Source organism: Micromonospora sp. AKA38 (genome assembly GCF_027925725.1).
Classification (GTDB): domain Bacteria; phylum Actinomycetota; class Actinomycetes; order Mycobacteriales; family Micromonosporaceae; genus Micromonospora.
The window spans coordinates 1152179-1176075 of record NZ_BNEI01000003.1; the positions used below are offsets into that span (position 1 = coordinate 1152179).

Here is a 23897-nt window from a genome sequence, read left to right on the forward strand (position 1 = left end):
CGGTGCAACCGTCGGCGCCCCCGGACGCGTCGAACACACGGGGAGAGGAAACAACCGTGACGAGACGACGCCTGCTGGGCCTGGCCGCCCTGGTGGCGGCACTGCTGGTCGCCGGCGGGGCGGTGGCGGCCACCCGACTGACCGGGCACCACACGCCGACCCCTGCCGCCGCGCCGGCCACCTCACCGCCCGACGCGCCCACGCCGGCGCCGACCACCGGCAGTCCGACCCCGCCGCCCGGCGCCGACCTGACCGGCCCGCTCAACCTGATGCTCGTCGGCGTGGACACCCGGGTCAGCATCCCCGGCTGGGAGCCGCACGCCGACGCCGTGCTGGTGCTGCACGTGCCCGCCGGACTGGACCGGGCGTACCTGTTCTCACTCCCCCGCGACCTGGTCGTCGACATCCCCGCCTACCCGAAGGCCCGCTACCCGGGCGGGAGGACCAAGCTCACCCACGCGATGAGCTACGGCAGCCGGGTGCCCGGCGACAAGGCCCACCCCAGCACCGCCCAGGGGTACGACCTGCTGCGGGCCACGGTCGCCCGCTACACCGGGCTGCGCATCGACGCCGGCGCGGTGATCACGTTCGGCGGCTTCGACAAGCTGGTGGACACACTCGGGGGCGTCGACCTCTACGTCGACCAGAAGGTCGCCTCCCGGCACCGCCGGCCGGACGGGACGATGCGCCCGCTGGGCGGCGGCGGGTACACCGGGCCGCAGATGGTCTACCAGAAGGGCCAGCGGCACCTGGTCGGCTGGCAGGCGCTCGACTACGCGCGGCAGCGCTACACCGCCGGCGGCGACTACACCCGGCAGCGGCACCAGCAGCAACTGCTCCGCGCGCTCGCCGGCAAGCTCCTCGACCAGGGCACGGCCCGCGACCCGCAGCGGGTCGAGCAGGTCGTCGCCGCGCTCGGCAAAACCCTGGTGTACGTCGGCGGCGGCCGGAAGCTGGTCGACTTCGCGTACGCGCTGGGCGGGATGCCGACGGACCGGATCACGCTGGTCGGGCTCCCCGGCACCGGGGTGGGCAGCGGCGGCGCGTACCGCGGCGAGCAGCTCCAGCCGCTGGGCCGCGACTTCCTCACCGCGTTGCGCGGCGGCAAGGCCGACGCGTTCCTGGCCGCCCACCCGTCGCTGCGCGTCCGGACCTGACGCGCCTCACCTGGATTTCGGCAGCGGCGGGCGCTCGGTGCCGAACAGCCACGCGTCGAAGACCTTGTCGAGCTGCTTCCCGGCCACCCGCTCCGCCAGCGCCACGAAGTCGGCGGTGGTGGCGTTGCCGTTCTTCCGCTCGGCCGCCCAGGTCCGCAGGATGCTGAAGAACTTGGTGTCGCCCACCGCGATCCGCAGCGCGTGCACGGTCATCGCACCGCGGTCGTAGACCGAGCCGCCGAACAGGTTCTCCACCCCCGGCCGGCCCGGCGGCGTCCGCCACACCTGGGCGGAGGCGCCCGCGTACTTCTGCTCGAACGTGCGCTGCACGGTCGAGGACCCGCTGTGCTCGGCCCAGAGCCACTCGGCGTACGTGGCCAGCCCCTCGTTGAGCCAGATGTCCTGCCAGCGCTGGATGGAGACGCTGTCGCCGTACCACTGGTGGGCCAGTTCGTGCGCCACGACCTCGGTGTTGTCGCCCTGCCGGAAGAAGCCGGCCGAGTAGACCGGCCGGCTCTGCGTCTCCAGCGCGTACCGGATCCGGGAGTCGGCGACCACCACACCCCCGTACGCGTCGAACGGGTACGGCCCGAACAGGCTCTCCAGGTAGTCGGCGACCTCGACGGTACGGGCGATCGAGCGGTCCGGCGCGCCCTCGGGCAACTGCGTGGTGACCGCGCTGAAGACCGGCCGGCCCTTGTGCTCGGCGGTGGTGACCCGGAACTTCCCGATCGCCACGGTGGTCAGGTAACTGGCCATCGGCGAGGTCTCCGACCAGCGCCAGGTGGTCCAGTCGCCGGCCGTCGACCTCCCCTTCGGCACGCCGTTGCCGACCGCCGTCAGCCCCTTCGGCACGGTGATGTCGACGTCGTAGGTGGCCTTGTCCGACGGGTGGTCGTTGACCGGGAACCAGGTGCTCGCCGACTCCGGCTGGCCGAGCGCGATCGCCCCGTCGGCGGTGTGCAGCCAACCGCCCTCGCCGAGCGCCTCGGTACGCAGCGGCGTCGGCTTGCCGTCGTACCGGATCTCGGTGACGAAGCCGTTGCCGGTGGTGAGCCCGGTGGCCGGCGTGACGACCAGTTCGTCGTCGGTGCGGGCGTGCCGGGCGGCGGCGCCGTCCACGGTGACCGAGCGGACGGTCAGCCCGGCCAGGTCCAGGTTGAACGCGGACAGGTCGGCGGTCGCGGTGGCCCGCACCGTGGTGGTGCCGGTGAGCTTGTCCGTCTCCGGGTCGTAGCGCACCTTGATGGTGTAGTTCGCGACGTCGTAGCCGCCGTTGCCGTAGCTCGGGAAGTAGCTGTCGCCGACGCCGGGCGCGCCGGGCGCGAAGCTCCGGGCGGCCGTGGGACCGGGCGCGGTCGTCGCGGCGCCCCGGTCGGGTTCGGCCGGTCCGCAGCCGGCCAGCAGCAGCGTCCCGCAGGCCAGCAGCCCGAGCCCTCGTCGTCCGCGGCGCCGCGTCATCGTCCCGATCCCTTTCGAATGCCTGCTCAGCGGTCCAGGACCAGGCCGACCTTCTGGAACTCCTTGAGGTCGCGGTAGCCGCACTTGGCCATCGCGCGGCGCAGGCCGCCGAAGAGGTTGAGCTGCCCGTCCGGCTCGTCGGCCGGGCCGAACAGCAGCCGCTCCATCGAGCCGATCGGCTCGCCGGCCACCTCGAACGCGCCCCGGGGCAGCGACGGGTGACTGGCCGCGGAGTGCCACCAGGCGCCGCCGGCCGGGGCCTCCTCGCAGAGCGAGAGCGGCTCGCCGAGCATCACCGCGTCCGCGCCGCAGCCGAGCGCCTTGGCGATGTCGCCGGAGGTCTGCATGTCGCCGTCGGCGATCAGGTGGACGTACCGGCCACCGGTCTCGTCCAGGTAGTCACGGCGGGCCGCGGCGGCGTCGGCGATCGCGGTGGCCATCGGCACCCGGATGCCGAGCACCGACTCGGTGGTCGACCAGTCGTCGCCGCCGATGCCCACGATCACGCCGGCCGCGCCGGTACGCATCAGGTGCAGCGCGGTCTTGTAGTCGGTGCAGCCACCGACGATGACCGGCAGGTCGAGGTCGGCGATGAACTCCTTGAGGTTCAGCGGCTCGTCGGTGGTGGAGACGTGCTCGGCGGAGACCAGGGTGCCCTGGATGACCAGGATGTCCACGCCGGCGTCCAGGATCACCGGGGCCAGCGCCAGGGTGTGCTGCGGCGAGACCCGGACGGCCACCGTGCCGCCGCCCTCGCGCAGCTCGCGGACCCGCTCGGCGATCAGGTCGGGGCGGATCGGCTCGGCGTAGACCTCCTGGAGCCGCTTGGTGGCCCGGGCGTCCTCGCCGAGGCCGGCCAGCTCCTCCAGGATCTTGGCCGGGTTCTCGTAGCGGGTCCAGAGGCCCTCGACGTTGAGCACACCGAGGCCGCCCAGCTCGCCGAGGCGCACCGCGGAGGCCGGGCTCATGGTCGCGTCCGAGGGGTGCGCGACACAGGGGATGCCGAACGGGTAGGCGTCGAGCTGCCACGCGGTGGAGACGTCGTCGACGTCCCGGGTGCGGCGGCTCGGCACGATGGCGATGTCGTCCAGGTGGTAACCGCGCTGCGCGGTCTTGCCCAGCCCGATCTCGACCACGTCACGCATGGGGACTCCAGGTGTGTTCGGGGGTGGAGGGAGAGGTCAGCGGGAGTGGTAGTTGGGTGCCTCGACGGTCATCTGGATGTCGTGCGGGTGGCTCTCCTTCAGCCCCGCCGCGGTGATCCGGATGAGCTGGCCACGTCGGTGCAGCTCCGGGATGCTCTCGGCGCCCACGTAGCCCATGGCGGCGCGCAGGCCGCCGGTGAGCTGGTGGGCGACCTGGGCGAGCGGGCCGCGGTAGGGCACCTGGCCCTCGACGCCCTCGGGGACCAGCTTGTCCTCGGCCATCACGTCCTGCTGGAAGTAGCGGTCCTTGGAGTACGACTTGCCCTGACCGCGCGACTGCATCGCGCCGAGCGAGCCCATCCCCCGGTACGCCTTGTACTGCTTGCCGTTGATGAAGATCAGCTCACCGGGGCTCTCCTCGCAGCCGGCCAGCAGGCTGCCGAGCATCACCGTGTCGGCGCCGGCCACCAGCGCCTTGGCGATGTCGCCGGAATACTGGATGCCGCCGTCGCCGATCACCGGCACGCCGGCCGGCCGGGCGGCCCGGGCCGCCTCCATGATCGCGGTGACCTGCGGCACGCCCACCCCGGCCACGATCCGGGTGGTGCAGATGGCGCCGGGCCCCACGCCCACCTTGACGCCGTCGGCGCCGGCCTCGACGAGCGCCTTCGCGCCCGCGTACGTGGCGATGTTGCCGCCCACGATGTCGATGGTCACGTCCCGCTTGAGCCGGGCGACCATCTCCAGCACGGCCCGCTGGTGGCCGTGCGCGGTGTCCACGATGACCACGTCGACGCCGGCGTCGACGAGCGCGCGGGCCCGCTTGTAGCCGTCCTCGCCCACGCCGACCGCGGCGGCGACCCGGAGGCGGCCCGCCTCGTCCTTGGTGGCGTTCGGGTACTGCTCGCTCTTGGTGAAGTCCTTGACCGTGATCAGGCCGCGCAGCGCGCCGGTGCCGTCCACGATCGGCAGCTTCTCCACCTTGTGGCGGCGCAGCAGGTCGAGCGCGTCGTCCTTGCTCACGCCGACCGGCGCGGTGATCAGCGGGGTGCGGGTCATGATGTCGCGGACCGGCGTGGCCGGGTCGGAGACGAAGCGCATGTCGCGGTTGGTCACGATGCCGACGAGCTGGCCCTGCCCGTCGACCACCGGCACGCCGGAGATGCGGTAACGGCCGCAGAGCGCGTCGACGTCGCGGAGCGTGTCGTCCGGGCTGGCGGTCACCGGGTTGGTGATCATGCCGGACTCGGAGCGCTTGACCAGGTCGACCTGGAGCGCCTGGTCCTCGACGGAGAGGTTGCGGTGCAGCACGCCGATGCCGCCCTGCCGGGCCATGGCGATCGCCATCCGGCCCTCGGTGACGGTGTCCATCGCGCTGGAGAGCAGCGGCACGGTCAGCTCGATGTTGCGGGTGAGCCGGGTCCGGGTGTTCACCCGGCTGGGCACCACGTCCGACTCGCCCGGCTGGAGGAGCACGTCGTCGAAGGTCAGCCCGAGCGGCACCACCCGGGCGGAACCGGCCGGCAACTCGGGCAGATGACCGCCCAACTCGCCGCCGTCGGGGCCGGCCGGGTTCTCGGTGCTGGGCGAATTCTCCACGATTGCTCCCCTGAGCTGGTCGAACGGGCTGCAGCGAGGCGGCGCGCGCGGACGCCGGCGCGCACCGGTGTGACGGCGCGTCGCCTCATCGTACCCATTGGCCCGGTCCGCCCCGGGCAGCGGCGGGCCCGGGGTAGGCCGGGCCACAGCGGGGCGGGGGGCGGGCTTTCCGGCGGCGCGGGGTCTACGGTGAGGGGGTGCACGACGAGCCCATCGACCCGTTCAACGGCGACCCGGCCGATCCGGCTGCCGGCCTGCACGACTCCGGCGAGGAGGACGCGCTCGACCCGCTGACCGAGGTCGAGCGCCAGGACGTGCTGGAGGATCTGGCCGATCTGGAGATCTACCAGGCCCTGCTCCAGCCGATCGGGGTGCGTGGCCTGGTGATCGAGTGCGAGGACTGCCGCGAGCCGCACTACTTCGACTGGGACCTGCTCCGGGGCAACCTGCGCCACCTGCTGAACTCGGGGCGGCCCCGGGTGCACGAGCCGGCCTACGACCCCGACCCCGACCACTACGTGAGCTGGGACTACGCCCGCGGCTACGCGGACGGCGTGCACGACACGCTCACCGAGGGCACGGACGACGCCGCGTCGGAGTGAACCCGGCCGGGCTCAGGCGACCAGGCCGGCCCGGAAACCGGCGGCCACGGCGTGCGCCCGGTCCCGCGCGCCGAGCTTGCGGAACAGCCGCCGGGCGTGCGTCTTGACGGTGTCCTCGGAGACGAACAACTCCCGCCCGATCTCCGCGTTGCTCTTGCCCTCCGCCATGCCGAGCAGCACCTGAAGCTCGCGCTCGGTGAGCCCGATCGCGCTGCGCGGGGTCCGCGCCGGGCGCTGGCCGGGGCCCGGCGGGGGCGTCTCCGCCCCCTCCGCCGCCGGGTCGTTGGCGTCCTCCCCACGCTGGACCGGCACCATCGTGGGCAGGCCCGCGGGGTCCGTCGCCGGCCAGCCCGGCCCACCCGGGGTACGCCCCGGCGCCGCCGTCCGGGTCGGTCCGCCGACCGCCGCCGCGTCCCGGGCGGTGTCGGCCACCCGGTGCCGGTTCGCCCGTCCCGGGGCGGAGAGCAGCAGCAGCGCCTTCGCCACCGCGCTGGTCAGGTCGTGGTCGGCGTTCTGGATCAGGCCACGCGCCCCGGCACTGATGGTGGCCGCCGCCGACTCCGACTCCTCGGCGCCGAGCAGCAGCACCGCGGCCTGGGGCGCGCGGGCGAGCACCCGCCGCACGAACCCGGCGCTGTCCGGCCGGGTCAGGGCGGTGTCGGCCAGTACCACGTCGACCGGACGCTCGGCGAGCCGCAACATCACCTCGGGATCGGAGACGGCCGTCCGGACGGCGCCGGACAGCCCCAGCCGCGCCGCCGCGGAGGTCAGATTCTGGGCCGCCAATGGGGTCCGAACGCAGATCAGAACGCTACGCACTGTGGTCTCCTCTCCGACTCAGAGCAGACCACGTGCGGGTGGGGTCGGGAGGGGGTTCCGAGCAATCATCCGAACTTTTCCGACAGATGGGGCATATGGCATCGACTGTCCGAGGTTTTCGATCACAGATGTGTGAGCCGGGGACGGCTCGGGTACCGACTGGTTCATCCGGAACCGGCATCCCGCGCGGACCGCCGCCCGGTAGCTGGCCACAACATTCTCCGCGGTGCCGCGCGGGAGGAGGGGTGCTGATGTCGAACGTACGTAGGCTGCCTGGACCCATCGTCGACCTCTGGGACTGGCAGCGGCTCGGCGCGTGCCGGGGCCGCGACAGCGCCCAGTTCTTCCACCCGGACGGCGAGCGCGGCTCGTCCCGCATGCGCCGCGAGACCGGCGCGAAGACGGTCTGCCGCGCCTGCCCGGTGCGCGCCGAGTGCGCCGCGCACGCCCTCGCCGTCCGCGAGCCGTACGGCGTCTGGGGCGGCTTCAGCGAGTCCGAGCGGCTGCGGCTGCTCGCCCTCGGCTGGGAGGACCTGGCCGACCGCCGGCAGGCCCGGGTCGACATCGCCCGCCTCGAGGCCCGCCTCGGCCGGCCGCACAAGACCGCCGTTCCGGACCAGCGCAAGGTCGCCTGACCCTCGCACTTCCCGCCGCCGCGCCCCGCACCTCGGGGCGCGGCGGCGTTTCGTTCGCGCCGACGCGTGCCGGACCGTCACCGCTTCTCGGCACCGCCCGTCTCGCGGAACCGGTCGCCGCGCGAACCGGTCGCCGCGCCGCCCGTCGCCGCGCCGCCGGTCGCCGCGCCGCCGGTCGCCGCGCCGCCGGTCGGTAACCGCCGATCGTGCCGCGACGGCCGACAGCGCTGTCCGACGCCTGCAAACTTGAACGCGTCGACGACTCACGCGGGAACGGCCGCCGCCACACTGGTTCGACGCGCTCGCCGGGCCCTCGTCGCGCTCGCCGGCACGGCGGACGGTAAGGGCTGGCCGGTCGGGGCAGCACACCGGTCAACCGGCCGACCATCGACCGCTGAACCGTTCGCGCCATCAAGTTGGTAGGCAGCCATGACGACGGCCTTCACCCCGGGTTGGTCCGGCCACCCCGCCGGTCCATCCCGCCGGTCCGCCATGCCGTGGAACCGGGTGACCCCAGCAGCCGGCGGGTCAGGCGACGGTCACCGGGACGGTGTGCCAGCCGGTCGCGCCGTCCGGGGCCACCGGGCTGCGCTGCTCCGGCTGCGTCTCGCCGGCCGCGTCGGTGGCGCGCACCTGGAGGCGGTGCTCGCCCGGGGTGGCGTCCCAGCGCCACGACCACTGGACCCAGGTGTCCGACGACACGGCCGGGGCCAGCGTCGCCTCCCGCCAGGGGCCGTCGTCGACGCGTACCTCGACACGGCGGACGCCCCGGTGCTGCGCCCACGCCACCCCGGCGACCGTCACCTGGCCGGCGGCCGGACGGCTGCGGGCACGGGGCGTGTCGATCCGGGACTGCGTCTTGACCGGCCCCTGGGCGGACCAGCCGCGCGGCACCCAGTACGCGTCGAAGTCGGCGAAGCTGGTCAGCTCCAGCTCGGTCAGCCACTTGCACGCCGAGACGTACCCGTAGAGGCCGGGCACCACCATCCGGACCGGGAAGCCGTGCTCGATCGGCAGCGGCTCGCCGTTCATCCCGACCGCGAGCAGCGCGTCCCGGCCATCGCGCAACACGGACGTGGGGGTGCCGCAGGTCCAGCCGTCGACCGCGCGGCCGACCACCTGGTCCGCCCCCTCCTCCGGGTCCGCCTCGTCCAGCAGCTCCTTGAGCGGCACCCCGAGCCAGCGGGCGTTGCCGATCAGATCGCCGCCCACCTCGTTGGAGACACAGGCCAGCGTCACGTAACGCTCCACCATCGGCCGGGCCAGCAGGTCGTCGAAGCTCAACTCGATCGGGTTACGGACCCGGCCGTGGATGCGCAGCTTCCAGGTGACCGGATCCACCTGCGGGACCACCAGGGCGGTGTCGATCCGGTAGAACTCCCGGTTCGGCGTGACGTAGGGGGCCAGCCGGGGCAGGGACAGGTCCGCGCCGGCCGGCACCGGCGGGGCGGGCGCGGCCGGGGCGGGCAACGTCACCGCCTGCCGGGCCGCCGAGACGCCCCGCCGCCCGGCGAGCCAGTGCCCACCCAGCCCGGCCACCGCCGCCGCACCGGTCAGCAGGCCGGCGCCGCGTAGGAACCGGCGACGCGACTCCAGGTCCCCGCGCTCCAGCGGCTCCCAACCGCCCGGGTCGTCCTCCTCACGCGCGAGCGCGGCGGCCACCGGAGACTGCGGCAGGGTGGCCGCCGGGCCGCGGTCCGGTCGCAGCGGGCCGGCCACGAAGGCCCAGAGCGTGAGCCCGCCGAGCGCGCCGCCGACCAGGGCGGGCAGCGCGTCGAACGCGTCCGCGCCGGCCCGGGTCAGCGCGGCGACGACACCGAGCACGGCGAACGCGGCGATGCCGGCCAGGCCGACCACCAGCCGTCGGGCCGCCGCCAGGCCGAGCAGCGCCGCGAAACCGGCCAGCAGCAGCGCCGTCCCGACCAACAGGGCGATCTTGTCGTACGTGCCGAAGACGTCGATGGCGAACTGCTTGAGCGGCTCGGGCACCAGGTCGACCACGAGGCCGCCGACGGCGATCAGCGGGGCGGACCGGGGACCGGTCAGGACGGCCACCGGCTCGGCGACGCCGAGCGCCACCACGGCGGCGACGACACCGGACACTGCCGCGTGGCGGCGGGAGATCGTGCTCACCCGACCCAGTCTGGTCGACCGGTCGGGCCGGCCGCCAATTCCGTCAGCGTTCCGTAAGCGATACGGCCGCGCTGTCAGCGGCCCGAACAGGCGTCAGGGCACACCGCCGGCTCGGCGGTGTGCCCTGACGTCGGGCGTACTCCTCGGGTCAGAAGCCCGGGCCGTGCTGGTGGCCGTGACCGTGGCCGTGGCCGTGGCCACCGCCGGCGGCCGACTCCGCCTCGGCCGGCTTCTCCACGACCAGACCCTCGGTGGTGAGCAGCAGGCCGGCGATCGACGCGGCGTTGGTGACCGCGTTCCGGGTCACCTTCACCGGGTCGAGGATGCCGGACTTGGCCAGGTCGACGTACTCGCCGGTGGCGGCGTCGAGGCCGTGGCCCCACTCCTGGCCGATGACCTTCTGCACCACCACGTAACCGTCGTGGCCGGCGTTCTGGGCGATCCAGCGCAGCGGCTCGACGAGCGCCTTGCGCACGATCGAGACACCGACCTTCTCCTCACCGGTGAAGCCCAGGTCGTCGTCGAGCACCGGCAGGATCTGGGCCAGCGCGGCGCCGCCGCCCGGGACCGTACCCTCCTCGACCGCGGCCTTGGTCGCGGCGATGGCGTCCTCGATGCGGTGCTTGCGCTCCTTCATCTCGACCTCGGTGGCCGCGCCGACCTTGATCACCGCGATGCCGCCGGAGAGCTTCGCCAGCCGCTCGGCCAGCTTCTCCCGGTCCCACTCGGAGTCCGAGGCCTCGATCTCCTTACGGATCTGGGCGACCCGGTCGGCGACCTCGGCGGACTGGCCGCCGCCGTCGACGACGGTGGTGTTCTCCTTGTCGACCACGACGCGGCGGGCGGTGCCGAGCACCTCCAGGCCGACCTGGTCGAGCTTGTAGCCCAGCTCCGGGGCGACCAGCTCGGCGCCGGTCAGGATCGCCATGTCCTGCAGCATCGCCTTGCGACGGTCGCCGAACCCGGGGGCCTTCACCGCGCAGACCTTGACGGTCTTGCGGATGGCGTTGACCACCAGGGTGGACAGCGCCTGACCCTCGACGTCCTCGGCGATGATGAGCAGCGGCTTGCTGTTCTGGAGGACCTTCTCCAGCAGCGGCAGCAGCTCCTCGATGGCCGAGATCTTCTGCGTGGTGATCAGGATGTACGGGTCCTCCAGGACCGCCTCCTGCCCCTCCACGTCGGTGACGAAGTTCGGCGAGATGAAGCCCTTGTCGAACTGGAGACCCTCGGTCACCTCCAGCTCGGTGGTGAGCGCGGAGCCCTCCTCGACGGTGATCACACCGTCGCGGCCGACCCGCTCCATCGCCTCGGCGATCAGCTCGCCGATCGTGGCGTCCTGCGCGGAGATGGTCGCGACGTGCGCGATCGACTCCTTGCTGGCGACCTCGACGGCCTTGCCGAGCAGCGCCTCGGAGACCTTGGCGGCCGCCGCGTCGATGCCCCGCTTCAGGCCGGTCGGGTTGGTGCCGGCGGCCACGTTGCGCAGGCCCTCCCGGACCATGGCCTGGGCCAGCACGGTGGCGGTGGTGGTCCCGTCGCCGGCGACGTCGTTGGTCTTGGTCGCCACCTCCTTGACCAGCTGCGCACCGAGGTTCTCGTACGGGTTGGTGAGCTCGATCTCCTTGGCGATGGTCACGCCGTCGTTGGTGATCGTGGGCGCACCGAACTTCTTGTCCAGGACGACGTTGCGCCCGCGTGGGCCGAGGGTGACCTTGACCGCGTTCGCGAGGGCGTTGACACCGTGCTCGAGCAGGTGCCGGGCGTCATCCGAGAAGCTCAGGATCTTTGCCATCAGTATCCCTTCGAAGCGACGTTGCCCCGGCCCGGCGAGCCGGACCGGGGCAACGACACTGATCGGTTGCTTACTTCTCGATGACCGCGAGGACGTCGCGGGCGGAGAGCACCAGGTACTCCTCGCCGGCGTACTTGACCTCGGTGCCGCCGTACTTCGAGTAGAGGACGGTGTCGCCGACCTTCACGTCGACCGGCACGCGGTTGCCCTTGTCGTCGATCCGGCCCGGGCCGACAGCGAGGACGGTGCCCTCCTGCGGCTTCTCCTTGGCGGTGTCGGGGATCACGATGCCCGAGGCGGTGGTGGTCTCGGCCTCGTTCGCCTGCACCACGATGCGGTCCTCGAGCGGCTTGATCGCAACCTTGGTCGCGGTAGTCACGGGCATACCCTCCTGGGGTACTTGGTGTCGTTGCCGGTCGACACGCCGACCGGCGTCAATCTGCCACATGCCACCGGGCGGGGCCGTCGTCGCGGGTGCCGGTCCGCCTGGCGTTCAACGCTCGGGCACCAGGCCCGGGCGTTGGCACCCTCAGGGTGAGAGTGCTAATCGCAGGTTATTCCTCGGCTAGCACTCCGTCAAGGAGAGTGCCAGCGCGTCGCCCGTCGTGTCGCCTCCGGAGCGGGTCGGGAGAATGGGCGGATGGATCTCGACCAGCTCATCGCGCTGCGTACCCCCGAGGGGTCGGACGCCCTCGCCGCGGCGGAGCGGGTGGCCGGCGGCGACCCGCTGGCGGCGGCCGCCGCGCTGCGCTCGGCCGGGATCCCGGGCGGGCTCGCGGCGGCGGCGCTGACCCAGGCGGAGCTGCGCCGCCGGGCGGTCGGCAAGTTCGGCCCGGCGGCGGCCCGGATGTTCCTCACCCGCCCCGGGCTGGAGCAGGCCACCCGCCGGGCGGTCGCCGACCGGCGGGCCGCCCGGCTGCGCGCCGCGGGCGTGACCACGCTTGCCGACCTCGGGTGCGGGCTGGGCGCCGACGCGCTCGCCGCGGCCCGCGCCGGCATCCGGGTGTACGCGGTGGAGGCCGACCCGGTCACCGCCGCGATGGCCGCCGCGAACGCCGAGGCCGCCGGGCTGGCCGGACTGGTCACGGTGGAGTGCGGCGACGCCACCGCGTTCGACGTGACCCGGGTCGACGGGGCGTTCTGCGACCCGGCGCGGCGGCGGGCCGGCACCGGGCGGCGCATCTTCGACCCGAACGCCTACTCGCCGCCGTGGGACTTCGTCACCGGGCTGGCCGCGCGCGTGCCGCGCACCGTGGTCAAGGTGGCGCCCGGCCTGGACCACGCGCTGATCCCGGCCGGCGCCGAGGCGGAGTGGGTGAGCGTCGACGGCGACCTGGTGGAGGCCGCCCTCTGGTGCGGCCCGCTCGCCGGCGTCCCCCGCCGCGCCACCCTGCTCCAGGAGAAGGACGGGCCCCCTCCTCACGCCTCCGGTAGAGACGGGGCCCCCTCTCACCACCTCACCGGCACCGGCGCCGACGAGGCGGAGGTGGGCGCGGTGCGGCGGTTCCTGTACGACCCCGACCCGGCGGTGGTACGCGCGCACCTGGTCGCGGAGCTGGCCGCCGACCTGGGCGCCACGCTCGCCGACCCGTCGATCGCCTACCTGTACGCGGACACGGCACACCCCACCCCGTTCGCCCGCTGCCTGGAGATCACCGACGTGCTGCCGTTCTCGCTGAAGCGGCTGCGCGCCCTGCTGCGGGAGCGCCGGGTCGGCCGGGTGGAGATCCTGAAGCGGGGCTCGGCGCTGGAGCCGGAGAAGCTGCGCCGTGACCTGCGCCTGGCCGGCGACGAGGCGGCCAGCCTGGTACTGACCCGGGTGGCCGGCGCACCCACCGTGCTGATCGGCCGCCCGGCCTCCGGCTGAGCGGCCCGTTCCGGCTCGCCGACCGGCGGCGGTCGGGTTAGCTTGACCGTCATGGCGGGACAGGGCACTCCGGCGATCGTGCTGCCGACCAGGCGGAAGATCGCACACCGGGCGCTGCCGACCGTGGTCGACGCGTCCGCGCTGGCACACCCGACGGTGTACGTCTCGGCCGGTCGCCGCGGTCTCCAGGTGCAACTCGCACCGGGCGATCTGGTGGCGCTGACCGGGGCCGTGACCGCCCCGATCGCGGCCGGCTGAACCAGGACACTGGGAGCGTTTCCGCAGCCGGTGTCCGCCGGGTGACAACCGCGTTGCTGAATTGTTACCGCCGCCAACAAACTTCTGACCTCGGCACTCTTGCGGAGCGCGGGAAGCGCGGAATACGTTGCCGGACACAACAAAACACCGTCAACAACTCCCCCACCCCCCGAAAGGACCCGTGCACATGCGCAAGGGCTTCCTCACCTTCGCGGCCGTCGGTCTCCTCGCGACCGGCAGCATGGCCGCCTGTGGAGACAGCGGCGATTCCTCCGACAAGGCCGGCGGTTCGAACGACAAGAAGCCGAAGATCGGCGTGATCCTGCCGGACAGCAAGTCCTCCGCCCGCTGGGAGGGCGCGGACCGCAAGTTCCTCAAGGCGGCGTTCGACGCGGCCGGCGTCGAGTCCGACATCCAGAACGCGCAGAACGACAAGACCGCGTTCCAGACCATCGCCGACCAGATGATCACCAACGGCGTGAACGTGCTGATGATCGTCAACCTGGACTCCGGCACCGGCAAGGCCGTGCTCGACAAGGCCAAGTCGCAGGGCGTCGCCACGATCGACTACGACCGGCTGACCCTGGGCGGCTCCGCCCAGTACTACGTCAGCTTCGACAACGAGGCCGTCGGCAAGCTCCAGGGCGAGGGCCTGAGCAAGTGCCTGACCGACAAGGGCGCCAAGAACCCGTCGATCGCGTACCTCAACGGCTCGCCGACCGACAACAACGCCACCCTGTTCAAGAACGGGTACGACTCGGTGCTCAAGCCGAAGTTCGACTCGAAGGAGTACACCAAGGTCGCCGACGACTCGGTGCCGGCGTGGGACAACGCGCAGGCCGCCACCATCTTCGAGCAGCAGCTCACCAAGGCCAACGGCAAGATCGACGGTGTGCTCGCCGCCAACGACGGTCTCGGCAACGCGGCCATCTCGGTGCTGAAGAAGAACAAGCTCAACGGCAAGGTCCCGGTGACCGGTCAGGACGCCACCAAGGAGGGTCTGCAGAACATCCTCGCCGGTGACCAGTGCATGACCGTCTACAAGGCCGTCAAGAAGGAGGCGGACGCCGCCTCCGAGCTGGCCATCGCACTCGCCAAGGGCGAGCGGAAGGACACCGGCCAGACCGTCAAGGACCCGGAGGGCAACCGGGACGTGCCGGCCGTGCTGCTGGAGCCGAAGGCCATCTACAAGGACAGCGTCAAGGACGTCGTGGCCGACGGCTACATCACCAAGGACGAGCTCTGCACCGGTGCGTTCACCAAGCTCTGCACCGACGCCGGCGTGAGCTGACCCACCCCGCCTCAGGCGGCGCCGCCCGGCACGGGACGACTCCCGCGCCGGGCGGCGCCCACGCCGGACGGGATCCGAGACCTCCCTCCGCCCAAAGGAGACCCCCGTGTCCGCAACCCCCCTGCTGGAGCTACGCGGGATCGACAAGAGCTTCGGTCCCGTCCAGGTGCTGCGTGACGTCGCCTTCGCCGCACACCCCGGCGAGGTGACCGCGCTGGTCGGCGACAACGGCGCCGGCAAGTCGACCCTGGTCAAGTGCATCAGCGGCATCTACCCCACCGACGCCGGCGAGTTCCTCTTCGACGGCCGACCGGTGAGCATCAGCAGCCCCCGGGACGCCGCCGCGCTCGGGATCGAGGTCGTCTACCAGGACCTGGCGCTCTGCGACAACCTCGACATCGTGCAGAACATGTTCCTCGGCCGGGAGAAGCGCAGCGGCATCGTGCTCGACGAGCCGACCATGGAGCAGATGGCCGCCGAGACGCTCGCCGGCCTCAGCGTCCGCACCGTGAAGTCGCTGCGTCAGCACGTGTCCAGCCTCTCCGGCGGCCAGCGGCAGACGGTGGCCATCGCCAAGGCGGTGCTCTGGAACAGCCGGCTGGTCATCCTGGACGAGCCGACCGCCGCGCTCGGCGTCGCGCAGACCGCCCAGGTGCTGGAGCTGGTCCGCCGGCTGGCCGACAACGGCCTGGCCGTGGTGCTCATCTCGCACAACATGAACGACGTCTTCGCCGTCTCCGACCGGATCGCGGCGCTCTACCTCGGCCAGATGGTCGCCCAGGTGAAGACCACCGACATCACCCACTCGCAGGTGGTCGAGCTGATCACCGCCGGCCGCTCCGGCGGCCTCGGCCTCGCCGGCGAACCGGGCAGCAACGGCACCGGCGCCGCGCCCGCCGACACCACCCCAGGAGCCGTCCGATGACCGCCACCGTCGTGAAGAAGGAAGGCCCGGCGGGCGTCGCCCCGGCGCCGACCGTGGGCAGCCACGTGAACAACTACTGGCGCCGGGTACGCGGCGGCGACATCGGCGCGCTGCCCGCCGTGGTCATGCTGGTCGTGCTCGCGGTGGGCTTCTCGATCGCCCGCCCGTCGTTCTTCACGGCCGGCAACCTCGCCAACCTGTTCACCCAGGGCGCCGCGGTCACGCTTATCGCGATGGGTCTGGTCTTCGTGCTGCTGCTCGGCGAGATCGACCTCTCCGCCGGGTTCGCCAGCGGCGTCTGCGCGGCGATCCTGGCCAACACCGTCACCGTGCTCGGCTACCCCTGGTACGTGGCGGTGCTGGCCGCCGTCGTCACCGGCGTGGTCATCGGCGTCGTGCTCGGCCTGCTGGTCGCGAAGGTCGGCATCCCGTCCTTCGTGGTGACGCTTGCCGGCTTCCTGGCGTTCCAGGGCGTCGTGCTGACGCTGATGGACGAGGGCGCGAACATCGCGGTCCGCGACGACGTGCTGGTGGCGATCGCCAACCGCAACATCTCCCCGGTGCTGGGCTGGGCGCTGGCCGCGCTGGCCATCGCCGGGTACGCGGCCGTGCAGCTCCTGCGGCACCGCAACCGGTCCGCCCGGGGCCTGCTCACCGACCCGATCGCGGTGGTGGCCGCGCGGATCGGCGGGCTCGCCGTGGTGCTCGGCGTCGCGGTCTACGTGCTGAACCTGGAGCGCAGCCGCAACGTGCTGGTGGTCTCGCTCAAGGGCGTGCCGATCGTGGTGCCGATCATCGCGCTGCTGCTGGTCGTCTGGACGTTCGTGCTCCAGCGCACCAGCTACGGCCGGCACATCTACGCGGTCGGCGGCAACGCCGAGGCGGCCCGCCGGGCCGGCATCAACGTGGACAAGATCCGCATCTCGGTCTTCGTCATCTGCTCCGGGATGGCCGCCATCGGCGGCATCGTGGCGGCCAGCCGGGCCAACTCGGTCGACCCCAACACCGGTGGCAGTAACGTGCTGCTGTACGCCGTCGGCGCAGCGGTGATCGGCGGCACCAGCCTCTTCGGCGGCAAGGGCCGGGTCCTCGACGCCGTGCTCGGTGGCGCGGTGGTCGCGGTGATCGACAACGGTATGGGACTGATGGGATACAGCTCGGGCGTCAAGTTCGTGGTCACCGGCGTGGTGCTGCTCGCCGCGGCGACCATCGACGCGCTGTCGAGGCGGCGGGCCGCCGCCACCGGCACGCGCTGACCCCGGGGTACGGACACACCATGGCAGTGGCAATGCGCGCGGGTCCCAGCCAGGACGAGATCCGACGGCAGAACCTGGGCGCATTGCTCCGCTACGTGCACGTGCACGGGGCCACCACGCGCGCGGAGCTGACCACCGCGCTCGGGCTCAACCGCAGCACCATCGGCGCGCTGACCGCCGACCTGGCCGGCGCCGGTCTGGTCAGCGAGGGGACGCCGAAGGAGACCGGCCGGGCCGGACGACCGTCACTCGTCGTCCGGCCCGAGTCGGGACGGGTCTACGCGTACGCGTACAGCGTCGAGGTGGACCGGCTGCGGGCCGCGCGGGTCGGCCTCGGCGGTGAGGTGCTCGACCGCCGGGAGCTGGACCGGCCGCGCAACCTGGTCGCCGGCGAGGCCGCCCCGCTGCTGGCCGGCGCCGTCAAGGAGATGCACCAGGCGGTGCCGGACGGCTCGTTCTGCGTCGGCGCCGGAGTGGCGGTCTGCGGCATGGTGCGCCGCGACGACGGGCTGGTGCGGCTCAGCCCCACCACCGGCTGGGTGGACGAGCCGATCGGCGCGGCGCTCGCCACCGAGCTGGGCATCGACGTCCCCATCACGGTGGGCAACGTGGCCGACGTGGCCGCGTTCGCCGAGCACGCCCGCGGCGCGGCCACCGGCTGCGACAACGTCCTCTACCTGTACGGCGACGTCGGCGTGGGCGCCGGCATCATCGCCGGTGGCCGGCGACTGACCGGGCACGGCGGCTACGGCGGCGAGGTCGGCCACATGGTGGTGGTCCGCGACGGGGCGCGCTGCGACTGCGGCCGGTACGGCTGCTGGGAGACCGAGATCGGCGAGCACGGGCTGCTGCGGGCCGCCGGCCGGGCCGAGGCGCGCGGCCGGGACGCGCTGCTCAGCGTCTTCGACGCGGCCGACCGAGGGGACGCCCGCGCGCAGAGCGCGGTACGGCAGGCCGGCGACTGGCTCGGCTTCGGCGTGGCCAACCTGGTCAACATCTTCAACCCGGAGATGGTCATCTTCGGGGGCACCATGCGCGACCTCTACCTGGCCGCCGCCGCCCAGGTGCGCAGCCGGCTCAACCGCAACGGGCTGCCCGCCTGCCTGGAGCACGTGCGGCTGCGCACCCCGGAACTCGGCGACGACGCGGCCCTGGTCGGCGCCGCCGAGCTGGCCTTCGAACGCCTCCTGGCCGACCCGCTGAACTGATCGGCCCGGTGATCCGTACCAACGTGCGGACGGGCGGCCGGTGGGCTCGGCCGTCCCGCGACCCCGCGTACCGGTCCGGACCGAGGAGGCACCGCAACCATGGCATCGCTGGAATCCGCACGTCGCCGGCTGGCGCACCGGGTGACCCTGCTGCTCGTCGCGATCGGCGCAGGGATCGGCGTTCTTCCCGGCGCGGCCCTGGCCGCCCCCAATCCCGGGGTGCAGATGAACGCCGCGGACATGACGCTGCTCAACGGCGTCCGACTGGCCGGGCTCTGGGAGATGCCGGCCGGCACGATGGCCGCCGAGAAGGGCCAGTCCCCCCGGGTACGGGAGGTCGGCGCGGAGATCGCCCGCCAGCACGGTGTCCTGGACCAACTGGTGGTCGAGGCGGCGAACAAGCTGGGGGCGGTGCTGCCGACGGACCCGACGACCCAGCAGAAGGGTTGGCTGACCGAGATGCAGAACGCCAGCGGCGCGCAGTTCGACCAGATCTTCGTCACCCGGCTCCGGGTCGCCCACGGCAACATCTTCCCGGTGATCGGCGCGGTGCGCGCGAGCACCAAGGACCCGGTCGTACGCAAGCTGGCCGAGGACGCCAACAAGTTCGTCAACGACCACATGACCATGCTGGAGAGCACCGGGCTGGTCCGCTGGCAGCAGTTGCCGCCGCCCGCGCTGCCGGCCGCGCAGAGCGACTCGCTGGTCGCCGCCGCCCAGGCCAACGCGTCCAGCGGCGGCGGGCTCCAGGTGGGCACCGGGATCGTGTGGGCGGTCTTCCTGCTCGCGCTGGGCACCGGCGGGTACACGACCTGGCGGCTGATGCGTCGCGCCTGACGGGCGTTCAAGCGGGGCCCCTTCCTATACGCCAGGCGTTAAGAGAGGGCCCCTCCTTTCACCCATCAGCCGTGCCAGGAGCGCCAGAGGGCGGCGTAGGGGCCGTCGGCGGCTACCAGGGCGTCGTGTGGGCCCAGCTCGGTGATTCGGCCGTCGGACACCACCGCCACCCGGTCCGCGTCGTGTGCGGAGAACAGCCGGTGCGCGATGGCGATCACGGTCCGCCCGTGCAGCACCGCGGCCAGCGACCGCTCCAGCGCGCGGGCGGCGCGCGGGTCGATCAGCGAGGTGGCCTCGTCCAGCACCAGCGTGTGCGGGTCGGCGAGCACCAGCCGGGCCAGTGCGAGCTGCTGCGACTGCGCCGGGGTGAGCGGATGCCCGCCGGCCCCCACGGTCGTCTCCAGCCCCGCCGGCAGCGCCTCCGCCCAGTCCAGCGCGTCGACCGCGGCCAGCGCGGCGCGCACCGCCGCCCGGTCGGCGGTCGGTCGGACCATCGCCACGTTGTCGGCGAGCGTGCCGATGAACACGTGGTGCTCCTGGCTGACCAGCGCGACGTGGGTACGCAGCTCGTCCAGGGGCAGTTCGGCGAGGGGTCGGCCGTCGACGGTCACCGCACCGGCCGACGGGGTGTGCACGCCGGCCAGCAGCCGACCCAGCGTGGACTTGCCCGCCCCGGACGGGCCCACCATGGCCAGCCGCTCCCCCGGTCGGGGCACCAGCGTCACGCCGTGCAGCACGTCGTGGCCGGGGCGGTACGCGTACCGGACGTCGTGCGCGGCGAGCCGACCCTCGGTGGTCGGCCGACGCGACGCGACGGGCGCCGGGGAACGCTCGTCCGGCTCGGTGGCCACGCCGAGCAGCCGGGCCAGCGAGGCGCCGCCCACCTGGAACTCGTCCAGCCAGCCGAGCAGCCGTTCGATCGGGTCGGTGAGCTGCTGGGCGTAGAGCGTGGCGGCGGTGACCTGGCCCAGGCTGGCCCAGCCCTTCAGGTGGAACCAGCCGCCGATCAGCAGCGTGGCCACCATCGGCACCAGGTAGCCGAACTCGGCCACCGGCCAGAACACGGTACGCAGGTACAGCGTGTACCGCTCGGCCGCGTACGAGCGGCGGATGTCGGCGTCGCCGCGGGCCCGGCGGCGGGCCGCCTGGCGCAGCGCCTCGGTGGTCCGCGCCCCCTCGACCGTCTCGCTGATCCCGTCGGTGATGTCCGAGTAGGCGGCGTTCTCCCGCAGGTAGCCGGCCGGCGCGCGGCGCAGGTACCACCGGGTGCCGGCCCAGAGCACCGGCACCGCGAGCAGGCTGGGCAGCGCCAGCAGCGGCCCGGTCAGCACCAGCGCGCCGAGGATCAGCAGCACGGTCAGGGCCGCGATCAGCGTCTCCGGCCCGGCGAACCGGACCGTCCGCGACAGTGCCGACACGTCGCGGGAGGTGCGGGTGAGCAGGTCACCGGTGCCGGCCCGTTCCACCGTGGACAGCGGCAGCGCCAGCACCCGGTCGACGAACTCCTCACGCAGCTCGGCGAGGACCCGCTCGCCGAGCCGGGCCGAGGCCAGGTGCGCGAACCGGACCAGCACCGACTGCACCACCACGAACGCGGCGATGGCGGCCACCACCCGGTCCACGGTGGTGGCGGCCACGCCCCGCGAGATGCCCTCGACCAGGTCACCGAGCAGGCGCGGGGTGACCAGCCCGGCCGCCGCGGCGAGCGCGTGCAGGCCGAGCACGGTGGCCAGGCCACGCGGGTGCCGGCGGACCAGCTCCCGCACGTACCGGCGGACCCGCGCGGCGTCGGCGACGGGCAGCGCGTTGCTCATCGGTCCTCCTCCCGGCTCACCGTGGCCGCGTACCGGGGCTCGGCGGCGAGCAGTTCCTCGTGCCGGCCCTCGGCGACGACCTTGCCGTCCTCCACGAAGACCACGTGCTCGGCGCGCCCGAGCACCAGCGGGCTGGTGGTGCAGACCAGCGTGGTGCGGCCGGACCGGGCCGCGGCCAGCCGGTCGGCGACGCGCGCCTCGGTGTGCGCGTCCACCGCGCTGGTGGGCTCGACCAGGATCAGCGTCTCCGGGTCGGCGACCAGCGCGCGGGCCAGCCGCAGGCGCTGCCGCTGCCCGCCGGAGAACTCCCGGCCCCGCTCCGCGACCGCGCCGTCCAGGCCGCCTGGCAACGCCTCGACGATGTCCGTCGCGCCGGCCGCGGCGAGCGCCGCCTCGACCGTGGCGCGGTCCGCCCGGTCGTGCGGGTCCAGCTCCGTGCGGAGCACGCCGCTGAACAGCTGCGCGTCGTTGTCGGCCACCAGGATCCGCTCCCGCACCGTCGCCAGTGCCACGTCCCGCAGCGGTACGCCGTGCAGCGTCACGTCCCCGTCGGCGTACCGGCCGAGGCGGTCGGCGATCTCGGCCGCGTCCTGCGGTTCGGCGGCGGCCAGCGCGGTGAGCCGGCCCGGCCGCAGCACCAGCCCGGAGCGCGCGTCCGCCAGCTCGCCCGGCCCGGACGGCACCGGCACCGGCTGGGCCGGGTCGGTGAACTCCGGCGCGAGCCGCAGCAGCCGGACCACCCGGCGGGCCGCGACGTGCCCCCGGGTGAGCTTGTCGGCCGCCTCGGTGAGGTTGCGCAGCGGGCTGACCAGGAACGCGGTGTAGCCGTAGAAGGACACCAGCTCACCGGCGCTGATCTCGCCGCGCAACGCGAACCGGGCGCCGAGCCAGGTCACCAGCACCACGAACACACCGGGCAGCAGGATCTGGGCGGCCTGGAGCAGCGACTCCACCCGGGCCACCCGCAGGCCGTCGGCGCGCAACGCCTGCGACCGTTCCCGGTAGCGGGCGGCCAGCACCGGCTCCCCGCCCACGCCGCGCAGCACCCGCAGGCCGGAGACGATGTCCGCGGCGCGCGCGGTGAGCCGGCCGGTCGACTCCCGGTACGCCGCCTGCTGCCGGTGCAGCGGCCGGATCAGCAGCGCGACGAGCGCCATCAGCAGCGGCACGCCGAGCACCACCACCAGCCCGAGCGGCAGCGACGCGGTGAGCAGGATGGTGGCGACGGTGACGATGCCGACCACCGCCCCGACGCCCCGGGCGGTGATGTCGATCGCGCTGCCGATGTGCTCGATGTCGGACGTGCCGATGCTCACCACCTCGCCGGCGGCGACCCGGCGCGGCAGCGCGGCGCCGAGCCGGTTGGTGGCGTCCACGGTGACCTGCACCGTGCGGTACGCGGCGCCGAGCCAGTTGTGCACCGCGCAGCGGTGCCGCAGGATGCCGGCGCCGGCCTGGACCAGCCCCAGCCCGAGCAGGGCGAGGCTCCAGCGCACCAGCGCGTCCGGGTCGCGCTGGGCGAGCCCGGCCTCCACGGCCCGGCCGATCGCGGCCGGCACCAGCGCCTGGGCCAGCATCCAGATCACGCCGAGCGTCAGACCGCCGCCGAAGTACACGGGATGTCGCCCGGCGAGCCACACCAGGTAACGGGTGGCGGACCGCGCGTCGGGGGTGCCGGGATCGCCGGCCGATGAGAAGCGCATGACCCACCGACGCTAGGTGGCGCGGCCGACCGCACGCCAACCAGTTTCCGGGCGCTGTGACGACCGTCGCCTAGCGGTCGACCTCGGTGAAGTCCCAGCTGTGCGGTGGACGGGCGACCAGGCGCGTGGGCGGTTCGGGCAACTCCCGGGGGTTGCTGCGCCACTTCGAGATGACCACCAGCCGGTGGTCGGTGGAGGAGAACACCTCGCTGCCGACGTGCATCGGGTCGTGCTCGAACTCGGGCAGCGCGGTCTCGCACACCCAGGTGATCAGCTCGGCGAAGCCGTACGGCTCGGCCTTCGCCTCCCACATCCGGACGATCATGTCGGTTTCCTCCCCGGTCAGACGCTGACCACGGTCAGCGGCATGGCCGAGTCGGCCGGCAGGTCCAGCCGGCTCGGGGCGACGCCCGCGGCGACCAGGTGCGACCCGAGCGCCGCCACCATCGCGCCGTTGTCCGTGCAGAGCTTCGGCCGGGGCGTACGCACCCGGACGCCGTGCTTGGCGGCCCGCTGCTCGGCCATCGCCCGCAGCCGGGAGTTGGCCGCCACCCCGCCGCCGATCACCAGCGTGTCGATCCCGCTGCTGCGGCAGGCATCAAGCGCCTTGCCGACCAGCACGTCGCAGACCGCCTCCTGGAAGGACGCCGCCACGTCGGCCACCGGCACCGGCTCGCCGGCCCGCTGCCGCGCTTCCACCCAGCGGGCCACCGCCGTCTTCAGGCCGGAGAAGGAGAAGTCGAACCGGTGTCCGACCAGGTCCTTCGCGGCGGTCAGCCCGCGCGGGAAGGCGATCGACGCCGGGTCGCCGGCCCGCGCCTCCCGGTCGATGTACGGGCCACCGGGGAACGGCAGCCCGAGCAGCCGGGCCACCTTGTCGAACGCCTCCCCGGCCGCGTCGTCGATGGTGGCGCCGAGCGGCACCACGCCCCGGGCCAGGTCGTCGACGCGCAGCAGCGAGGAGTGCCCGCCGGAGACCAGCAACGCGATCGCCGGCTCGGGCAGCGGACCGTGCTCCAGCGTGTCCACGGCCACGTGCGCGGCGAGGTGGTTCACGCCGTACACCGGCTTCTCCGCGGCCACCGCGTACCCCTTGGCGGCGGCGACGCCGACGAGCAGCGCGCCGGCCAGACCCGGACCGGAGGTGACCGCGATGGCGTCGATGTCGGCGATGGTGACGCCGGCTTCGCGCAACGCCCGGTCCATGGTGGGCACGATCGCCTCCAGGTGGGCCCGGCTGGCCACCTCGGGCACCACCCCGCCGAACCGGGCGTGCTCCTCGACGCTGGAGGCCAGCGCGTCGGCGAGCAGCGTGTGCCCGCGCACGATGCCGACGCCGGTCTCGTCGCAGGACGTCTCGATGCCGAGGATCAGGGGTTCGTCAGCCATCCG

General features: G+C 73.4%; 19 protein-coding genes and 2 pseudogenes. 10 read left to right on the forward strand and 11 right to left on the reverse strand.

All coding sequences use genetic code 11. From position 1 onward, the window contains the following. Positions 1-56: 56 nt before the first annotated feature. Complete coding sequence (locus TPA0908_RS13840; RefSeq protein ID WP_281937997.1) at positions 57-1157, forward strand: LCP family protein; 1101 nt, start codon at positions 57-59, stop codon at positions 1155-1157. Positions 1158-1163: 6 nt separating this feature from the next. Here the strand turns inward: TPA0908_RS13840 and TPA0908_RS13845 are convergent, their stop codons facing one another. Genes TPA0908_RS13845 through guaB form a run of 3 tightly spaced genes read right to left on the reverse strand, consistent with a single transcriptional unit; the run spans position 1164 to position 5362 of the window. Continuing rightward, complete coding sequence (locus tag TPA0908_RS13845; RefSeq protein ID WP_281937999.1) at positions 1164-2618, reverse strand: M1 family metallopeptidase; 1455 nt, start codon at positions 2616-2618, stop codon at positions 1164-1166. A 26-nt stretch (positions 2619-2644) separates the two neighbouring features. Next, on the reverse strand, positions 2645-3763 hold the full coding sequence (locus tag TPA0908_RS13850) for a GuaB3 family IMP dehydrogenase-related protein (RefSeq protein WP_281938001.1): 1119 nt from the start codon (positions 3761-3763) through the stop codon (positions 2645-2647). A gap of 36 nt (positions 3764-3799) precedes the next feature. Then, the gene (gene guaB / locus TPA0908_RS13855; protein ID WP_281938003.1) at positions 3800-5362 is read right to left on the reverse strand and encodes an IMP dehydrogenase; all 1563 of its coding nucleotides are present in this window, start codon (positions 5360-5362) and stop codon (positions 3800-3802) included. A gap of 197 nt (positions 5363-5559) precedes the next feature. Between guaB and TPA0908_RS13860 the strand changes: the two genes are divergently transcribed. After that, entirely contained in the window at positions 5560-5964 is a 405-nt protein-coding gene (locus tag TPA0908_RS13860; RefSeq protein WP_281938005.1) for a DUF5319 domain-containing protein, read from the forward strand. Positions 5965-5976: 12 nt separating this feature from the next. On the opposite strand, the gene TPA0908_RS13865 is transcribed toward TPA0908_RS13860, so the two are convergent. After that, entirely contained in the window at positions 5977-6783 is an 807-nt protein-coding gene (locus tag TPA0908_RS13865; RefSeq protein ID WP_281938007.1) for a helix-turn-helix transcriptional regulator, read from the reverse strand. Between the two features lie 251 nt (positions 6784-7034). Between TPA0908_RS13865 and TPA0908_RS13870 the strand changes: the two genes are divergently transcribed. Continuing rightward, the gene (locus TPA0908_RS13870) at positions 7035-7418 is read left to right on the forward strand and encodes a WhiB family transcriptional regulator (RefSeq protein WP_281938009.1); all 384 of its coding nucleotides are present in this window, start codon (positions 7035-7037) and stop codon (positions 7416-7418) included. 528 nt (positions 7419-7946) lie between these two features. On the opposite strand, the gene TPA0908_RS13875 is transcribed toward TPA0908_RS13870, so the two are convergent. From TPA0908_RS13875 to groES, 3 genes are all read right to left on the reverse strand, one after another. Continuing rightward, positions 7947-9551 carry a molybdopterin-dependent oxidoreductase gene (locus TPA0908_RS13875; protein ID WP_281938011.1) on the reverse strand — a complete coding sequence of 535 codons (1605 nt, stop codon included), beginning with the start codon at positions 9549-9551 and terminating at the stop codon, positions 7947-7949. A 148-nt stretch (positions 9552-9699) separates the two neighbouring features. Beyond that, positions 9700-11346: a chaperonin GroEL gene (gene groL, locus TPA0908_RS13880; protein WP_281938013.1), complete on the reverse strand. Its 1647-nt coding sequence runs from the start codon at positions 11344-11346 to the stop codon at positions 9700-9702. A gap of 70 nt (positions 11347-11416) precedes the next feature. After that, a complete protein-coding gene (gene groES, locus TPA0908_RS13885) occupies positions 11417-11731 on the reverse strand; it encodes a co-chaperone GroES (RefSeq protein WP_088998427.1) in 315 nt (104 codons plus the stop codon). Between the two features lie 255 nt (positions 11732-11986). Between groES and TPA0908_RS13890 the strand changes: the two genes are divergently transcribed. The 7 genes and pseudogenes from TPA0908_RS13890 (at position 11987) to TPA0908_RS13920 (ending at position 18988) form a co-directional block, all read left to right on the forward strand. Further along, positions 11987-13213, forward strand: a complete 1227-nt coding sequence (locus tag TPA0908_RS13890) for a THUMP-like domain-containing protein (protein ID WP_281938015.1) — start codon at positions 11987-11989, stop codon at positions 13211-13213. Positions 13214-13321: 108 nt separating this feature from the next. Further along, positions 13322-13471 (forward strand): annotated as a pseudogene (locus tag TPA0908_RS13895) (Cys-tRNA(Pro) deacylase); the annotation flags it as partial. A gap of 187 nt (positions 13472-13658) precedes the next feature. Continuing rightward, on the forward strand, positions 13659-14762 hold the full coding sequence (locus tag TPA0908_RS13900; protein ID WP_281938017.1) for a sugar ABC transporter substrate-binding protein: 1104 nt from the start codon (positions 13659-13661) through the stop codon (positions 14760-14762). A gap of 106 nt (positions 14763-14868) precedes the next feature. Next, entirely contained in the window at positions 14869-15687 is an 819-nt protein-coding gene (locus TPA0908_RS13905; protein ID WP_107158841.1) for an ATP-binding cassette domain-containing protein, read from the forward strand. Next, positions 15684-16943, forward strand: coding sequence for a sugar ABC transporter permease (locus TPA0908_RS13910; RefSeq protein ID WP_281938019.1), 1260 nt, complete (start codon positions 15684-15686; stop codon positions 16941-16943). The genes TPA0908_RS13905 and TPA0908_RS13910 overlap by 4 nt, the downstream gene beginning before the upstream one ends. Before the next feature lie 32 nt (positions 16944-16975). Then, entirely contained in the window at positions 16976-18151 is a 1176-nt protein-coding gene (locus TPA0908_RS13915) for an ROK family protein (RefSeq protein WP_281938605.1), read from the forward strand. Between the two features lie 99 nt (positions 18152-18250). After that, positions 18251-18988 carry a DUF4142 domain-containing protein gene (locus tag TPA0908_RS13920; protein ID WP_107158835.1) on the forward strand — a complete coding sequence of 246 codons (738 nt, stop codon included), beginning with the start codon at positions 18251-18253 and terminating at the stop codon, positions 18986-18988. A gap of 65 nt (positions 18989-19053) precedes the next feature. Here the strand turns inward: TPA0908_RS13920 and TPA0908_RS13925 are convergent, their stop codons facing one another. The 4 genes and pseudogenes from TPA0908_RS13925 to tsaD form a co-directional block, all read right to left on the reverse strand. Further along, positions 19054-20802 (reverse strand): ABC transporter ATP-binding protein, encoded by a 1749-nt coding sequence (locus tag TPA0908_RS13925; RefSeq protein WP_281938020.1) that lies wholly within the window; start codon positions 20800-20802, stop codon positions 19054-19056. Continuing rightward, positions 20799-22505, reverse strand: a complete 1707-nt coding sequence (locus tag TPA0908_RS13930) for an ABC transporter ATP-binding protein (protein WP_281938021.1) — start codon at positions 22503-22505, stop codon at positions 20799-20801. Before TPA0908_RS13930 ends, TPA0908_RS13925 begins: the two co-directional genes overlap by 4 nt. 70 nt (positions 22506-22575) lie before the next feature. Continuing rightward, positions 22576-22830 (reverse strand): hypothetical protein, encoded by a 255-nt coding sequence (locus TPA0908_RS13935; protein ID WP_281938022.1) that lies wholly within the window; start codon positions 22828-22830, stop codon positions 22576-22578. Beyond that, positions 22831-23894, reverse strand: a pseudogene (tsaD, locus tag TPA0908_RS13940) (tRNA (adenosine(37)-N6)-threonylcarbamoyltransferase complex transferase subunit TsaD); the annotation flags it as partial. Positions 23895-23897: the final 3 nt, after the last annotated feature.

Coding starts and splice junctions, on each gene's coding strand:
- groES (WP_088998427.1), bottom strand. CDS start 11,731: ATGCCCGTGACTACCGCGACCAAGGTTGCGATCAAGCCGCTCGAGGAC.
- TPA0908_RS13900 (WP_281938017.1), top strand. CDS start 13,659: ATGCGCAAGGGCTTCCTCACCTTCGCGGCCGTCGGTCTCCTCGCGACC.
- TPA0908_RS13890 (WP_281938015.1), top strand. CDS start 11,987: ATGGATCTCGACCAGCTCATCGCGCTGCGTACCCCCGAGGGGTCGGAC.
- TPA0908_RS13870 (WP_281938009.1), top strand. CDS start 7,035: ATGTCGAACGTACGTAGGCTGCCTGGACCCATCGTCGACCTCTGGGAC.
- TPA0908_RS13915 (WP_281938605.1), top strand. CDS start 16,976: ATGCGCGCGGGTCCCAGCCAGGACGAGATCCGACGGCAGAACCTGGGC.
- TPA0908_RS13845 (WP_281937999.1), bottom strand. CDS start 2,618: ATGACGCGGCGCCGCGGACGACGAGGGCTCGGGCTGCTGGCCTGCGGG.
- groL (WP_281938013.1), bottom strand. CDS start 11,346: ATGGCAAAGATCCTGAGCTTCTCGGATGACGCCCGGCACCTGCTCGAG.
- TPA0908_RS13850 (WP_281938001.1), bottom strand. CDS start 3,763: ATGCGTGACGTGGTCGAGATCGGGCTGGGCAAGACCGCGCAGCGCGGT.
- TPA0908_RS13925 (WP_281938020.1), bottom strand. CDS start 20,802: ATGAGCAACGCGCTGCCCGTCGCCGACGCCGCGCGGGTCCGCCGGTAC.
- TPA0908_RS13920 (WP_107158835.1), top strand. CDS start 18,251: ATGGCATCGCTGGAATCCGCACGTCGCCGGCTGGCGCACCGGGTGACC.
- TPA0908_RS13910 (WP_281938019.1), top strand. CDS start 15,684: ATGACCGCCACCGTCGTGAAGAAGGAAGGCCCGGCGGGCGTCGCCCCG.
- TPA0908_RS13935 (WP_281938022.1), bottom strand. CDS start 22,830: ATGATCGTCCGGATGTGGGAGGCGAAGGCCGAGCCGTACGGCTTCGCC.
- TPA0908_RS13930 (WP_281938021.1), bottom strand. CDS start 22,505: ATGCGCTTCTCATCGGCCGGCGATCCCGGCACCCCCGACGCGCGGTCC.